This is a genomic window from Streptomyces sp. NPDC040610 (assembly GCF_055594065.1).
Map to the genome: position 1 here is coordinate 473,329 of NZ_JBVIXA010000008.1, position 14,717 is coordinate 488,045.

Annotated in this window: 12 protein-coding genes; 7 read left to right on the plus strand and 5 right to left on the minus strand. The window is 73.1% G+C overall.

The genetic code is table 11. The features are described 5' to 3' along the window. Positions 1-34: 34 nt before the first annotated feature. Together ACZ6AA_RS27760 and ACZ6AA_RS27765 are read right to left on the minus strand one after the other, a co-directional pair. Entirely contained in the window at positions 35-1,600 is a 1,566-nt protein-coding gene (locus ACZ6AA_RS27760; RefSeq protein WP_471460648.1) for an alkaline phosphatase D family protein, read from the minus strand. Further along, positions 1,597-2,175, minus strand: a complete 579-nt coding sequence (locus ACZ6AA_RS27765; RefSeq protein WP_468456603.1) for a phosphoesterase — start codon at positions 2,173-2,175, stop codon at positions 1,597-1,599. The genes ACZ6AA_RS27760 and ACZ6AA_RS27765 overlap by 4 nt, the downstream gene beginning before the upstream one ends. 191 nt (positions 2,176-2,366) lie before the next feature. On the opposite strand from ACZ6AA_RS27765, the gene ACZ6AA_RS27770 reads away from it, so the two are divergent. The 4 genes from ACZ6AA_RS27770 (at position 2,367) to ACZ6AA_RS27785 (ending at position 6,780) form a co-directional block, all read left to right on the plus strand. Then, complete coding sequence (locus tag ACZ6AA_RS27770) at positions 2,367-3,161, plus strand: SAM-dependent methyltransferase (RefSeq protein WP_471460649.1); 795 nt, start codon at positions 2,367-2,369, stop codon at positions 3,159-3,161. A 216-nt stretch (positions 3,162-3,377) separates the two neighbouring features. Next, positions 3,378-5,279, plus strand: a complete 1,902-nt coding sequence (locus tag ACZ6AA_RS27775) for a protein-arginine deiminase domain-containing protein (RefSeq protein WP_471460672.1) — start codon at positions 3,378-3,380, stop codon at positions 5,277-5,279. Between the two features lie 182 nt (positions 5,280-5,461). Beyond that, positions 5,462-6,130, plus strand: a complete 669-nt coding sequence (locus tag ACZ6AA_RS27780) for a ClpP family protease (protein WP_468456606.1) — start codon at positions 5,462-5,464, stop codon at positions 6,128-6,130. Between the two features lie 44 nt (positions 6,131-6,174). Further along, entirely contained in the window at positions 6,175-6,780 is a 606-nt protein-coding gene (locus ACZ6AA_RS27785) for a ClpP family protease (RefSeq protein WP_468456975.1), read from the plus strand. On the opposite strand, the gene ACZ6AA_RS27790 is transcribed toward ACZ6AA_RS27785, so the two are convergent. Beyond that, on the minus strand, positions 6,752-7,516 hold the full coding sequence (locus tag ACZ6AA_RS27790; RefSeq protein WP_471460650.1) for an NUDIX hydrolase: 765 nt from the start codon (positions 7,514-7,516) through the stop codon (positions 6,752-6,754). The genes ACZ6AA_RS27785 and ACZ6AA_RS27790 overlap by 29 nt on opposite strands. A gap of 58 nt (positions 7,517-7,574) precedes the next feature. Further along, positions 7,575-8,099 carry a helix-turn-helix domain-containing protein gene (locus tag ACZ6AA_RS27795; RefSeq protein ID WP_471460673.1) on the minus strand — a complete coding sequence of 175 codons (525 nt, stop codon included), beginning with the start codon at positions 8,097-8,099 and terminating at the stop codon, positions 7,575-7,577. 450 nt (positions 8,100-8,549) lie between these two features. Here ACZ6AA_RS27795 and ACZ6AA_RS27800 point away from each other — a divergent pair, with 450 nt between their 5' ends. After that, complete coding sequence (locus ACZ6AA_RS27800) at positions 8,550-8,981, plus strand: hypothetical protein (RefSeq protein ID WP_471460651.1); 432 nt, start codon at positions 8,550-8,552, stop codon at positions 8,979-8,981. A 236-nt stretch (positions 8,982-9,217) separates the two neighbouring features. Continuing rightward, positions 9,218-11,581, plus strand: coding sequence for a protein translocase subunit SecD (gene secD / locus ACZ6AA_RS27805; protein WP_471460652.1), 2,364 nt, complete (start codon positions 9,218-9,220; stop codon positions 11,579-11,581). A gap of 103 nt (positions 11,582-11,684) precedes the next feature. Here secD and ACZ6AA_RS27810 read toward each other — a convergent pair whose 3' ends face one another. Continuing rightward, complete coding sequence (locus tag ACZ6AA_RS27810; protein ID WP_468456614.1) at positions 11,685-13,016, minus strand: M64 family metallopeptidase; 1,332 nt, start codon at positions 13,014-13,016, stop codon at positions 11,685-11,687. Between the two features lie 309 nt (positions 13,017-13,325). On the opposite strand from ACZ6AA_RS27810, the gene ACZ6AA_RS27815 reads away from it, so the two are divergent. Continuing rightward, positions 13,326-14,708: a helix-turn-helix domain-containing protein gene (locus ACZ6AA_RS27815; RefSeq protein ID WP_468456616.1), complete on the plus strand. Its 1,383-nt coding sequence runs from the start codon at positions 13,326-13,328 to the stop codon at positions 14,706-14,708. Positions 14,709-14,717 lie beyond the last annotated feature (9 nt).

A 14,717-nucleotide genomic window follows, 5' to 3' on the forward strand; every position in this document is an offset into this window, starting at 1 on the left:
CACACGGGCCGGACCGCGCTCACCCGCCGCCGTGCTAGTCCCTGCGGTACTGCGCGGGCGAGTTCTTCGTGCCCTCGTCCTCGTACGAACCGGCCTTGCCCCGGTCCACATGGAACGTGGTCAGCGTGCTGACGGGCGAGCGCGGGTCGCGGCGGTCGCCGATGACCCGCATGTGCGCGCTGAACCGCTCCGGCGTGACCTCGTACACGTCGTAGCCGTACCGGTTGCCCTCGAAGTACTTCAAGTGCGGGTTGGCCTTGCCCATCAGGGGGCCGTTGGCCGCGTTCCACTCCGCGGAGTACGCGCCGGAGGTCACCGAGTGCGCGGTGAACTCCGTGCCCACCAGCGGGGATTCCGGCTGGTCGAAGTCGGTGCGGACATCGTCGACGAACGCCGAGTGCCAGTCGCCGGTGATCACGACCAGGTCCTCCAGGCCGCTCTTGTGCACATGCCCGAGGATCTCCTTGCGCTCGGCGAGGAAGCCGTCCCACTGGTCGGTGAACATGTACGAGCCGCCGGGCCGCCCCCGGAGCTGGCTCAGCATGATCGAGTTGGCCCAGACGTGCCAGGCGTCCGGGGCGCGGTCGACGGTCTTCTTCAGCCACGCCTTCTGCTCGGCGCCGAGGATCGTGCCGTCAGGCAGGTTCTGCGCCGAGCGGTACGAGCGCAGGTCGAGGACGGCGAGTTCGAGCAGGTCGCCCCAGCGGCGCACGCGGTGGATCTCCGGGTCGGGCAGGGCGGACCCGCCGAAGGAGTCGCGGTGCGGCATGTGCTCGAACCACGCCTGGTACGCGGCCGCGCGCCGCCGCATGAACGGCGCGCCGCCGCCGGTGCCGCTGTAGTCGTTGACCACCTCGTGGTCGTCCCAGGTCAGGAACCACGGATGAGCCGCGTGCGCCTCGCGGAGTGATTTGTCGCCCTTGTAGAGAGCGTGCCGTTTGCGGTAGTCGGCGAGAGTGAGGATCTCCGGCCCGTCGTGGTCGCGCACGTGCTTCTCGGGTACGCCGCCGACCTGGCCGTGCTCGTAGATGTAGTCGCCGAGGTGGACGACGAAGTCGACCTTCTCGCGGGCGATCCCGCGGTGCGCCGCGTAGAAGCCGTCGTGGAACGCCTGACAGTTCGCGGCCGCGAAGGTCACCTGGGAGACGCGGCCGCGCGGCGCCGTCTTCGTACGCCCGACGCGGCTGGTCCTGCCGAGCGCCTTGAACGCGTACCAGTAGTGGCGCCCGGGCGCGAGGCCGCCGACCGGGACATGCACGCTGTGGCCGAGCGTCGCGGACGCGGGCGCGGTGCCGCGGGCGACGACGCGCCGCAGCCCCGGGTCCTTGGCGACGACCCAGTCGACCTCGACGACCTCGGGCAGTCTCTGCTCCGCGGCCAGGGGCTCGGGCGCGAGTCTGGTCCAGAGCACCACCGAGTGCGGCTGCGGATCACCGGAGGCCACGCCGAGCGTGAAGGGCGCGCGGTCGTACTCGGCGCCCAGGTTCTCGGCCGCCTCGCGCGCCTGCGCGGGGGTCAGGCCGGAGGCGAGCGGCCAGGCGAGGCTGAGCGCGCCGGCGGCCGCGGCGGACTTCAGCAGGTCACGGCGGTTGACGGTCATCGGCGGTCTCCGGCGGGCTCGAGGGTGAGGGAAAGGGCGTCCGCGTAGCCGTCGTTGGAGGTTCCGCCGCCGCTGCGGGTGAAGACGAGGAGGACCCGCGCCGAGCGGGCCGTGGGCGGCACCGCCGCCTCGGCCGTGCGCTCAAGGAGCCCCGTGCGCCCTTCGCGGTCGGCCGCGCCGACGGGGCCGAGGACGCTGAGGGCGACCGGGGTGCCCTTGGCGTCGCGGAACTCCACGGAGAGACGCGCGCCGTCCTCCTGCGTCGCGTAGCCGCCGAGCCACGCCGTCACGGTGTACCGCACCTTGCCCGCGTCGACGGCGCGCCGCCCCGTCGGGCCGCTCCGGGGCAGGGGGACGTCCTGGACCAGGGTGGTCCGCGGGCTGTTCCCGCCCGCGAAGAACCGGCTGCCGCGCCGGGCCGGACCGGGGTCCGCGGGCGTCGGGTAGCCCCCGCCGAGGCTGTAGGCGATGAGCGCCGGGGCTCCCTGGGCGACCTTCCAGCCGCGGACCGTCGCGACGGGGTCGGCCGTGCCGCCCGCCCCGCTCTCCGCGTCGCCGTTGACGACGAGATTCACGCACGCCTCCTGTTGATCGGTGAGTTGAGCGCGGCCAGCCCACCAGCCCCGCATGAACCAGGAGAAGCGTTTCGGCGAATTCTGTTACCGGCCCGACGCCGGTGCCGGGGTCCCCTCCGTTCCCGTGACGCCATGACCACAGCGGGCTAGGTTGAGGGCGGGCAGGGGCCGATCGACCAGGGGGAGTCGTCATGACGTACGACGTATCGCTCATCAACAGCAACGTGCCGCACTCGGCGCGCATCTGGAACTACTGGCTGGGCGGCAAGGACTGCTACGAGGTCGACCGTCGGGTCGGTGACGAGATCCGGGCGGCCAACCCGGAGATCACCGAGATCGCCCGCGCCCAGCGGGCCTTCCTGGCACGCGCGGTGACCTACCTCGTCGCCGAGGCCGGGATCCGGCAGTTCCTTGACGTCGGCACGGGGCTGCCCACCGCGGACAACACCCACGAAGTCGCCCAGCGGAACGCCCCCGAGTCCCGGATCGTCTACGTCGACCACGACCCGATCGTCCTCGCCCATGCCGCGGCCCTGCTCACCAGCGCCCCCGAAGGCGCGACCGACTACATCCAGGCCGACCTGCGCGACCCCGGCACCATCCTGGAACGCGCCGCCGCCACCCTGGACTTCACGCGGCCCGTCGCCCTGATGCTGCTCGGCATCACCGCCCACCTCACCGACGACTCCGCGTACGAGACCGTGGCCCGCCTGACCGGCGCCCTGCCGTCCGGCAGCCACCTCGTCCTGTGCGACGACACCGAGGTGATCCGGCCCGAGCAGATGCGCCGGATGATCGAGCAGTGGAACGAGGCGGGCGACAATCCGCGGGTCAACCGCAGCCCCGAGGAGCTCGCCCGGTTCTTCGACGGCCTTGACCTCGTCGAGCCCGGCCTGGTCTCCGTGTCCCGATGGCGCCCGGAGCCCGGCGGATCCACGGCCCCCGCGGAGGTCGACGACTTCGGGGGCGTCGCCCGCAAGCTCTGACCCCGGCCCCCGACCCTGCCCCCGTCCCCCGATCCTGCCCCCGACCACGGCCGTGCGGGATTTTTTCCCTCTCTTCCTTCCGCGCATCAACCTCCCGCCCCCGAGATGACTCTTCCTTCGCAACGGCCCTCGTCCTGACCAATTGACCAGGGGGCCAGAACAAGGAGGGGAACTGTGCGTACGCACAGATGGAGAAACGCCGCCCTTGCCACCGGCATGGCCGGGGTGCTCGCCGCCACCGGAGCGACCGCCGTCGCCGAGACGGGCAGCACCCAGGCCACGCCCCAGGTGCCCGACCTGCGCGCCGACGTGAACCGTGACGGCACCGTCGACGTCGAGGGCACCACCGACTCGGCCGGCGAGAACACCTGGACGGCGACCCGGGGCGCCGTCGTCCTGCCGAACGTCGACGACGACGCCAAGCGCTGCCCCGTCAAGGACGCGCAGGGCGAGCCCCTGACGGACGCCAAGCTGGCCCGCTGCAACGACGCGTCGGACACCAAGGTCAACGGCGCGCGCGACGCCGCCGACCTGGCCCGGCTCAAGACCGTGCCGCTGCCCAAGACCCCGGCGGGCAGCCACGGCACCGCCAAGACGGTCGGCGTCGGCGCCAAGAAGTCCCGTTTGTTCATCAAGCGCGACGGCCGCTGGACCCTGCTGCGGCCCACCGACAAGCTCACCACGAAGGAGCTGCGCGACGGCGTCGAGCTGGGCGTCGAGGCGACCGACGTGGTGCGCGACGCGGCGAAGTGGAACGGAGAGGTGAAGGTCCGCTTCACCGTCACCGGCGGCGGCACGTCCCGCTCCGACGACGTCGTGCTGCGCACCGCGCCTGTCCTCACCCACCACCACCTGCAGCGCACCGAGGAAGTCCTCGTCACCGAGGTGCAGGGCCAGGGCCCCTACAGCCGCGCCCAGCAGAAGTTCGTCAAGTCCCTCGCCAAGAAGGTGAAGGACGCCGGGATCACCAAGCCCATGACGAAGTTCACCAAGTACGCCGACCCCTGGGCGCAGGACTTCGTCGAACCGGCCTACGCGAGCGTCCCGGGCCCGGGCGGCAAGCAGCACACCATGCGCGTCCTCATCCGCTCCGCGCAGCCGGACCGGGACGCCGGACGTGAGCTGTTCGAGAAGCTGCGCGGACCCGACGTCGGCGTCGTGCAGGTCAACGGGGTGCGCGACAGCGAGGAGTGGACGCTCAACTCCATGGGCAACCTGGAGACCATCCCGCCGTACACCCTGAACGGCAAGAGCTACCCCGCCGGACGCATCATCCAGGGCTACCGCGCCGACTCCGGCTCCAAGCCCGCCAAGGCGATGCGTACGTTCCTGAAGTCGCAGGGCGTGCAGGCGCCGCTGCTGCTCGACACGTCCTGGCTGACCGTCGGCCACGTGGACGAGTTCATCCAGTTCCTGCCCGCCGACACCCCGCGCGGCTGGCGCATAGGCGTCGCCGACCCGGCCATGGGTGTGGAGCTGCTCGCCAAGGCCAAGCGGGACGGCCACGGCGCCAAGAAGATGTTCTCCGTACCGAGTTCCCCCGATGTCCCGGCGCCCAAGGAGACCATCGACAAGGTCCTCGCCTCGTCGAAGTTCCACGCCGACAACAAGCTGGCGGCCGAGCGCATCAAGGCGAACCTCGACATCCTCAAGCGTGAGACCGGCATCACCGACGACGAGATCGTCAAGGTGCCCGGACTGTTCACGCGCGACGGGGACGAGAGCAGCGCCCTCAGCGACAGCCGCAAGCTGCGCCGCATGGGTCCCGACCGGCTGGAGAAGTTCAACCAGCTGCGCGGCGCCGACGAGCAGAAGGACCGCGGCGGCGACGGCGCGGGCGCCCGCCGGGCACCCACCCGGACGCACAGCGCCTACGTTCCGGGCGCCGTCAACGGCGTCCTGCTCAGCCCGACGCGCTACCTGGCGCCCCAGCAGTGGGGCCCGGTCATCGGCGGCCGCGACATCTTCACCGACGCCGTGACCTCGGTGTACGCGAAGGCGGGCTTCAAGACGACCTACATCGACGACTGGTACACGTACCACCTCGGCATGGGTGAGGTGCACTGCGGCACCAACACACTGCGCGACGCCACCGCGCCGTGGTGGCCCAAGGCGTAGGGCCGTCCCCGCGGGACCGGCGTGCCACCACGGGCGCCGGTCCCGCACCCCTTCACCCGGGTCGCGCCGCCGCAGCGCGTCTGCCCTCGGCGAATCTGCCGACGGCCGAGAAACAGGCCGGGCCGCCTCCTCGTGATCCACAGTGGGTCTCACCGACCGCACCACGACGAGGAGGCCGTGCGATGACACCGCCGTACACCCTGCCGCACACCGCCGGGACGCCCAGGTCGGCGTCCCCGCGCGCCGAGGACGGGGACACCCCCGCCAACCGCTTCGACGACCAGCTCGCCGCCCAACTGCTCGGCCAGCGCATCGTGTTCCTCGGCACCCAGGTCGACGAGGTCTCCGCGAACCGGGTCTGCGCCCAGCTCCTGCTGCTGTCCGCCGAGGACCCGCGCACCGACATCAGCCTGTACATCAACAGCCCCGGCGGCGGCGTGTACGCCGGACTCGCCATCTACGACACGATGCGCCTCATCCCGAACGACGTGTCCACGCTCGCCATGGGATTCGCCGCCAGCATGGGCCAGTTCCTGCTCACCGTCGGCACCCCCGGCAAACGCCACGCGCTGCCGAACGCGCGCGTCATGATGCACCAGCCGTCGGCCGGTGTCGGCGGCTCCACCGCCGACATCGCGATCCAGGCGGAGAACCTGGAGTTCACCAAGCGGACCATCGAGCGGATCACCGCGGAGCACACCGGGCAGTCCCCGGAGACCATCGCCCGCGACGGCGACCGCGACCGCTGGTTCACGGCCGAACAGGCCAAGGAGTACGGCATGGTCGACCACGTCGTGACGTCGCTCGCCGACGTCCGCCCGGCGGCCTCGAAGCGACGGATGGGGCTGTAGAGATGGACCACTCCACGCGGCAGGCGGGCCCGCACCCGATGACCATGAGCCAGTACACGATCCCGACCGTCGTCGAACGCACCCCGCAGGGCGAGCGCGCGTACGACGTCTACAGCCGACTGCTCTCCGAGCGCATCATCTTCCTCGGCACCGAGATCGACGACGGCGTCGCGAACGTCGTCATCGCCCAGCTCCTCCACCTGGAGTCGGCCGCACCGGAGCACGAGATCGCGCTCTACATCAACTCGCCCGGCGGCTCCGTCACCTCACTCATGGCGATCTACGACACCATGACGTTCGTCGGCGCGCCCATCTCGACGTTCTGCGTCGGCCAGGCCGCCTCCACCGCGGCCGTGCTGCTCGCGGGCGGCGACCCCGGGCGGCGGTTCGTCCTGGAGCACGCCCGGGTACTGCTAGGTCAGCCCGCAAGCGGCGGCCAGCAGGGCACCGTGTCGGACCTGAGCCTGCACGCCAAGGAAATGGTCCGGATCCGCGCCCAGGTGGAGGAGGTCCTCGCCCGGCACACCCGGCACGACGTGGCGACGCTGCGCGCGGACACCGACCGGGACAAGGTCTTCACCGCGCACGAGGCGGTCGCCTACGGACTCGCCGACGAGGTCGTCAGCCGCCGCCGGGCGGTGGCGGTCTGAGCGGCGCGCCCGCCGCGTACCGGGTCACGACCGGCTCCAGATAGTCGGCACGGCGAGCGGGGCCGGCGTGCGGACCGGCCAGCTCCGCCACCTCGGCCCGGGAGCCGACGAACGCGATCCGGTCCAGCTCCGGCTCGCGGCCCCGGGCCGTCTCGGCGGACACCACGGCCGCGAAGCGCTCGCGCAGCAGCGCGGCCGGGCGGGGCGGAGCGAGGAACAGCACGCCGACGCCGCCGTGCACCCCGCGCGTCACGAGCCAAAGCCGCAGCTCCCCGGGCGCCGACTCGACGCCGGTCTCCTCGGCCAGCTCCCGGGCGGCGTGCCCGCGCAGCGCCGCCAGGTCGAGGACCTGGCCGTCGGCGGGCGGCTCCACGCAGCCGCCCGGCAGCAGCCAGCGGCCGGGCGTGGACGTCGAGGGCCCCATCCGGCCCACGAGCAGGCGGCCGTCGCCGGTCGGCTGCACGACGTCGACGAAGAGCCCGGGCAGGCGCGCGGTGGCCCCAGGGACCCACCGCAGCGCGTAGCGCCGGTACGTCGTCCTGGACCAGGTGAGGACCACGCCGTGCGGGCCTTCCCGGGCCAGCCCCGTGCACGCCGCCACCGGTCCGTCGAAGAGGCTCGGGTTGGCCCGGACCGCCTCGTCCCAGACGCGGTCCATGGCCAGCCGTTCCCACGGCGGCGGCTCGGGCGCGGGCGCCTCGACGAGGCGGACACGGTGTACGTCCAGGAGCTCCACGCCGGGCGGGGGTGACTCCGGACCGGTCGTTCCGGCCGGTTTTCCTGGCACCCGGGGCCTAGGCGGCGAGCCGGAGCCGGGCCCGGTGCGAGCCGTGGTTCGTGGTGCCTTGCGGTGCCGCGAGGGGGGTGGTGACGATGGACACCGCGCGCTGCTGGGGTGCTGTGGCCGGGCGCTGCCGGGCCGTCGCGGTGGGCGTCGCGACCCGCTGGCCCCGGGCGCGCGGGCGGCGCGCGGCGGCGAGCAGTTCGCCGTGGGCCAGCGCGAGGAGGGCGGCGAGGTCGAGGCCCAGGGCGGCGGCCGCCGCGGCGAGCACTTCGGAGGAGGCCTCCTTGCGGCCGCGCTCCACTTCGGAGAGGTACGGCACCGAGATCCGCGCCGCGTCCGCGACATCCTTCAGCGTGCGCTCCTGGGCGCGGCGTTCGCGGCGCAGGACATTCCCGACGAGGTGGCGCCAGAGGGGCTCTTTGGGGGCGGGGCCGGGGGTGGCGCCGGGGCCGGGCGCGGTGGCCGGGGTGGCTTGCGGCGCTGCGGCCTCGGGGCCCTGGGATGGGCGCGCGGGGCGCGCGGGCCGCAGGGGGATGACGCGGGCGGCGGCCCGGCCCGCCTGGTGCGCAGGGCTCGTGGGATTCGTCGGGTTCGTCGCGTGGCTGCTCACGGCTTCAGGTTAGGAGGGGTGTTCCCGCGGTGGTTCGCGTTCTGCCGATGGCGTAGCGCGTTCTTCCCAGGGCGAAGGCCCCGGGGGAAGGTTCACGGGGAAGTTCCAGGGCGAAGTCCTGGGGTGGGCGCACCGCGTGGCCGAGCCGGGCACGGGGCACGCTCGTCCGCGACACGCCGGAGCGCGTCGCCGGGAACCTAATCAAGTGCCCCGCGCGTTGAAGCGATTGGCGCCCCGCGCGCCCACCGCACACCGACCTCGCACCGACGCACACCGACCTCGCACCGACTCCACGTACCAACCGCTCGCGTACGAACCAACTGCCCGCTCGCCGACCCACGCCGCCCCGGCACCGACTCGACCAGGAGGCCCCGCGTGCCGTATCGCACCCGGTCGGCTCTGCTGGCCGCGTCGCTGCTCTCGGCCGTCGTCGCCGTCCTGGCGTTCGCCGTACCGTCCCGCGCCGCGAGCGCGGCCACGGGTGCCGCCGTCCAGGCCTGGACCGCCGCGGCCCAGCCGAGCGGTCCGCACACCTCCAACTCCCCGGGCCAGCAACGCCCCAGGTCCCACGGCCCGTACGCCTCGTCCGGCCAGGACACCCCGCGCGCCGTCCACGCGACCGTCGCGCACCTCCACCAGGCCCACGTCCCGCACCCGCCGTACCCCGGCGCCACCGGCCCCGGTGCCGACCGCGCGCCGCTGCGTGCCCTCGGCGGACCGGACGCACGCCCGAGTACCTCCACACCGTCCACGCGGTTCGCGGACGCCGCGCCCGAGCCGCGCGGACCCCCGTCCCGACAGAGCTGACGACACCTCACCGGACGCCGCCCGCAAGGCCGGACCCGCCGGGGCGCGAGCCTGCCCCGCGCCCGGACCGGTCCCCGGGGGCCGTCCCCCTTCGTCATGCCTTCTTCGTGGACCTCACGCACCCGTGAACCCCACGAACTCATGGACCTCACGGACCCCTGCAGCGCCCGGACCGACCGGCTTCACCGCCCCACGGCCCCGGGCCCCATGGGTCCCCGTGGATGTGGAGAACTCCCATGCCCCGCGCACCCTTGTGGCGGGCGATCGTCGCGCTCGTCGCCGTCGCCGCCTCGCTGTACCTCGCCCTCACCCAGTCACCCCGCCTCGGCCTCGACCTCAGAGGCGGTACGCAGATCGTCCTGCAGACCAAGGACTCACCCACCGTGGAAGCCGACGCCGACGCCACCCGCAGGGCACTGGAGGTCCTGCGGCAGCGCGTCGACGCCCTCGGCGTGTCCGAGCCGAGCCTCGCGCAGGCCGGGGACCGGCGGATCGTCGTCGAACTGCCGGGGGTGCGCGACCCCCGCGAGGCCTCCGAAGTGATCGGTCGCACCGCGCAGCTGACCGTGCACCCGGTGACCGCAGAGACCGACCGGAAGGGCCAGGCCCGGCCCGCCGCCGACGGCTCCCGCACCCTGCCCGACCCCGACCGGCCCGGCGGCCACGTCGTGCTGGGCCCGACCGCGCTCACCGGCGAGGGAGTCAAGAACGCCGAGGCGGCCCTCGACCAGCAGTCCATGAACGGCTGGTACGTCACGCTCGACTTCCGGGGCAAGGCGGGCGGCGACTGGGCGCGCGTCACCGGCGAGGCCGCGTGCGCGCCGCAGGGCGCTCCCGAACGGCGCGTCGCCATCGTGCTCGACGGCAAGGTCATCTCGGCGCCCGGCGTGAACGCGGACGTCCGGTGCGGGACCGGCATCACCGGCGGCAGCACCCAGATCACCGGCGGGTTCGACGAGGGCGAGGCCAAGGACCTGGCCGCGCTCGTCAAGGGCGGCGCCCTTCCGGTGCCCGTCGACGTCGTCGAACAGCGCACCGTCGGCCCGACGCTCGGCGCCGATGCCATCGCCGCGAGCACCCAGGCCGCCCTCATCGGCCTGGCCCTGACCGCCCTGTTCATCACCTTCGTCTACCGGCTCCTCGGCGCGCTCGCCACCGTGGCGCTGGCCCTGTACGGACTGATGTCGTACGCGGCCCTGCTCGCGCTCGGCGCCACGCTGACGCTGCCGGGACTCGCCGGGTTCGTGCTGGCCATCGGCATGGCGGTCGACGCCAACGTGCTGGTCTTCGAACGGGCCCGGGAGGAGTACCTCGGCGCCCGTGCCACCAACCCGGACGCCCGGGACCGGGGCGCGGGGTCCAGAAGCCTCCCCAAGGCCCTGCACACCGGCTTCACCAAGGCCTGGAGCGCCGTCATCGACTCCAACGTCACGACGCTGCTGGCCGCGGGCCTGCTGTTCTCCTTCGCCACCGGACCCGTGAAGGGCTTCGGGGTGACGCTGTCCATCGGCGTCCTGGTGTCGATGGTGTCGGCGTTCGTCGTCACGCGGGTGCTCGCCGAGACCGCCGTCCGCCGCGGCTTCGTGCGCCGTCGCCCGCGCCTCACCGGGCTCGCCACCACGGGGCGGCTGCGCACCCTGCTGGCGCGTCGCGAGCCGCAGATCGTGCGCCGTCGACGCCGCTGGCTCGGCGCCAGCACCCTGCTCGTCGCCGTGGCCGTCGCGGGCATCGCACTGCGCGGCCTCGACCTGGGCGTCGAGTTCACCGGCGGGCGCCTCGTCGAGTACAGCACCAGCAAGCAGGTCGACGCCGACACCGCACGCAAGGCCGTCGCCGACGCCGGTTTCCCGCGCGCGGTGGTGCAGGAGTCCGGCTCGGACGACATCACCGTACGGACCGGTGAACTCACCGACGTCGAACAGGAGAAGATCAAGGAGGCCCTGGCCGAGAAGGGCGGCGGCCGGGCCACCGTCGAACGCGACGAGCGGATCGGCCCGAGCCTCGGCGACGAACTGCGTCAGAAGGCGCTCATCGCCCTCGGCATCGCCGTGGCCGCCCAACTGATCTATCTCACCGTCCGGTTCCGCTGGACGTTCGCGTCGGCGGCCGTCGCCGCGATGGTCCACGACGTGCTGCTGGTGGTGGGCCTCTTCGCGTGGCTCGGCAAGACCGTCGACAGTGTCTTCCTCGCCGCCGTGCTCACCGTCATCGGCTACTCCGTCAACGACACGGTGGTCGTCTTCGACCGCATCCGCGAGGCCCGGCGCCGCGACCCCCGCGCCGACCTGGCCAGAACGGCCAACACTGCCGTGGTCCGAACGCTCCCGCGCACGGTGAACACCGGCATGGGCGCCCTGTTCGTCCTGGCCGCCCTCGCGGTCCTCGGCGGCGACTCGCTCGCCGACTTCTCGGTGGCCCTGATCGCCGGCGTCGTCGTCGGCGTGGCGTCGACGGTGTCCGTGGCGGTTCCGGTCGCCGTGTCCCTGGAGCGCCGCAAGCCCGCACCGCCGCGTCGGCGGCCCACGGGGGAGCGGGACCGGCCGAAGGACGGCAGCCCGCTGGAGGCCAAGCGGCACCGTGGGACGGGCGCGGTCGTCTGACGGCACGCGCAAGGGTGCCCGCCGGGTTCACCGCTCCCTCAGGAGGCGGCGACCCGGCGGGCACCCTCGTCGGTCACGCGGTGTCACCTCGTCGCACGGTGCCTCAGCGCGCCACCCGCCACGTCAGCGATCCCTTGAGCAGCTTCCGCAGCTCCGGGGCGCGGACCGCGCGGGTCGGGTCCGTGGCGCGCACGGTGACCTTGTGGGCGCGGCCGTCGGCGGGGACGCCCAGGGCCTTCGGAGTGATGGAGCGCGCGTCGACGCCCTTCTTGACGGAGCGTCCGTCCACGGACCAGCGCAGCCGGACGCCCTCGGCGGCGAGGACCTTGACGCGCTGGGCGCGCCGCACCTCCTTGTCCGTCGGGGTGACGGCGGAGACGGCCGAGCCGTGCCGGTGGAAGCCCGCGATCATGGCTTCGCGCCCGGGCGAGTTGAACTCCCGGCCGAGGGTGCGCATGATCGAGTTGTCCGTCGGCCGGTAGAGGCCGCGCGGGTAGTAGCCGCCGCCCTCGTACGCGCCGACGGTGCCGCCGTCGGGCGAGGACTGGCCGATCCAGCGGTACCACTTCTTCTTCTGCGCGGTCAGCTGGGCGGCGGTCAGCTTGCTGATGTTCGACTCCCACGGCTCGGCGCCCGTGTACGTGCCGTACTCCTCGTACACGTACTCGTCCGCCAGCTTGCCCAGGGAGTGCCCCGTCTCGTGCACGACGACCTGTGAGGACTGTTCGTTGTCCGAGGAGGCGGTGGCGATGCCGTCGTAGCCGGACGGCGAGGTGATGTCGTTGTAGCCCGCGCCGCCGTACTTGGTGGAGTTGGACAGCACGATCACCAGGTCGGGATCGGCGGCCTTGCTCGCGTACGCCTCCACCTTGTTGGTGTCGACACACAGCAGCCGCTCGATGCCGTCGCAGTAGAAACCCGAGCCGAGCGCGGTGTCCTTGCGGACGTCGCTCGTCGGGTCGCCCGAGACCCCCGACTGGCGCGAGTGCGCGTCCACCGCCCACACGTTGAAGAGGTTCTTGTACGAGGCGTACGGCTCGACGGCCGACACCTCCGCCCACTTCGTGCGCACGTCGGCGTGGAAGTCCTCCTGCTGGGAGGCGGTGTAGCCGTCGCCGATGAAGACGACGTCGGCCTTGGAGCCGACCGGGCCGTTCTGGACGATCGGGACGACGGTGCCGTCGTCCGCGGCGGTCCTGCGCTCCTTGGCGGTGAGCGGGTCGGAGGCCGGCACCTCGGTGTGCCGGGGGTGACCTTCCGGACCGGTGAAGTACTCCACGTGCTGGGTGGAGTCGGCGCCGCTCCGGGGGGAGGGCGAATCGGGCTCCGCGGTCGCGCCCGCGGTGGCGGCGAGGGTCGCCGCCAGGGCGATCCCGGCGGCTGTCGCGATCTTGAGCGGCGTACGTCTGGCTATGCCGGACTTGCGTCTGCGCATGGTGGGGGTCCTTCCGAAGTCCGCCGTGTAAGTGGCGAGTTAAAGCCGTTTAAGGCGTCGCTCAACGTAGGGGCTTCGGGGGCGTGCAGGCAATGGTGAGGCGCAAGATGTGTATGAGACAGATGGGTTCAAGCCAGGGGCGGCGGTGGCCGCGGCGCCGGGAGGGGCGGCCGCGCGGCCGGAACGCCCGCTCACCGGACAGCGGGTCCTGGTGGCCGTACCCTTGACAGACACCTGAATTCCCTCCGGCATCTATGCACGACCGCCGTCATCGACTTAGCTCAGGGCCTGACCCAGGGAAGGGGAGAGGTGGCGGAGAACAGTCCCGAGGCCGCCCGGTCCGACGCGGCTGCCGAGATCGGCCGCCGCGTGCTGAGGCTGCGTACCGAACAAGGCCTCACACAGCGGCAGGTGGCCGAACCCGCCTACACGGCCGCGTACGTCTCCACGCTGGAGTCGGGCAAGGTGCGGCCCTCGGAGGCCGCGCTGCGACACCTCGCCGCACGCCTCGGCGTCGACTACGAAGAGCTGGTCACGGGCCGCCCCGCCCACCTGGCCACCGACCTGCGGCTGCGCCTGACCGACGCCCGGCGCGCCCTGGCCACCGGCGCCCCCGAGGACGCCGCGGAACTCTTCCGCGCCCTGCACGAGGAGGCCGTCGCACACACCCTGGTCGAGGAGCAGGCCACCGCCCTCCAAGGCCTCGGCGACTGCCTCCTGGAGTCCGGCGAACTCACCGACGCCCGCGACTGCTTCGCCGCCGCCGAACGCCTCCTCGCCGACCAGCCCCTGCCCGTGCGCGTCCCCGCCATCCGCGGCCGCGCCACCGCCCACCTCCTGACCGGCGAACTCCGCTACTCCTGCTACCTGCTCGAAACCACCCTCGACGAACTCAACGCCTCGGGCCTGCACGACCCCGACGCCCTGCTGCTCCTCTACACCGCGTCCATCGCGCCCTACATGGACATGGGCGCCCACGCCCGCGCCGCGCACGCCGCCGAACTCGCCCTCGCGCTCGCCCCGAGCGTCAGCGATCCCGCGCTGGTCGCCCATATGCACCGCGGCGTCGCCCGCACCCTCATCGCCGAAGGCCGCACCGCGGAGGCCGACGCGTCCCTCGCCAAGGCCCAGGAGCTCTACCGGCACCTGCACATCCGCACCGAACTCGCCCACTGCCACTGGATGCGCGGCTACGTCCACGCCCAGGACGGCGACCTCCAGGGCGCCGAGAGCGAGCTGCGCACGGCCCGCGACATGCTCGCCTCCAAGCGCGCCGCCCTGTTCACCGTGCAGGTCGAGGTCGAACTCGCGGACGTGCTGCGGCGACGCGGCAAGGCCGACGAGGCGGAGGCGCTGCTGCGGCCCCTGCTCACGTCCGGCGAGGACGTCGGTGCCCTCGGAGCCGAGCGCGGCGCCGTGCACGCGGGCGGCGCCCACCGGCTGCTCGGCCTGATCGCCGAGGAGCGCGGCGACACCGACAGCGCCGAGGAGCACTACTGCGCCGCGCTCTCCCTCCTGGAACGCTCCAGCGCGGCGGGCGATTTGGCGGACCTGTGCCGTCTCCTCGGCGACCTGCTGCGCCGCACCGGCCGTGTCGAGGCCGCCCTCGACGCCTACCGCACCGGCCTCGGCCACCGTGCGGCCCCCGGCACCACGACCCTCGGCCCGGCCCCGGCGACACCCCCGATGTGAGTCCCGGCG

Bases quoted from the DNA above. Each gene is read 5' to 3' on its own strand.
- ACZ6AA_RS27780 (WP_468456606.1), top strand. From the start codon at position 5,462: ATGACACCGCCGTACACCCTGCCGCACACCGCCGGGACGCCCAGGTCG.
- secD (WP_471460652.1), top strand. From the start codon at position 9,218: ATGCCCCGCGCACCCTTGTGGCGGGCGATCGTCGCGCTCGTCGCCGTC.
- ACZ6AA_RS27770 (WP_471460649.1), top strand. From the start codon at position 2,367: ATGACGTACGACGTATCGCTCATCAACAGCAACGTGCCGCACTCGGCG.
- ACZ6AA_RS27785 (WP_468456975.1), top strand. From the start codon at position 6,175: ATGAGCCAGTACACGATCCCGACCGTCGTCGAACGCACCCCGCAGGGC.
- ACZ6AA_RS27760 (WP_471460648.1), bottom strand. From the start codon at position 1,600: ATGACCGTCAACCGCCGTGACCTGCTGAAGTCCGCCGCGGCCGCCGGC.
- ACZ6AA_RS27775 (WP_471460672.1), top strand. From the start codon at position 3,378: ATGGCCGGGGTGCTCGCCGCCACCGGAGCGACCGCCGTCGCCGAGACG.
- ACZ6AA_RS27810 (WP_468456614.1), bottom strand. From the start codon at position 13,016: ATGCGCAGACGCAAGTCCGGCATAGCCAGACGTACGCCGCTCAAGATC.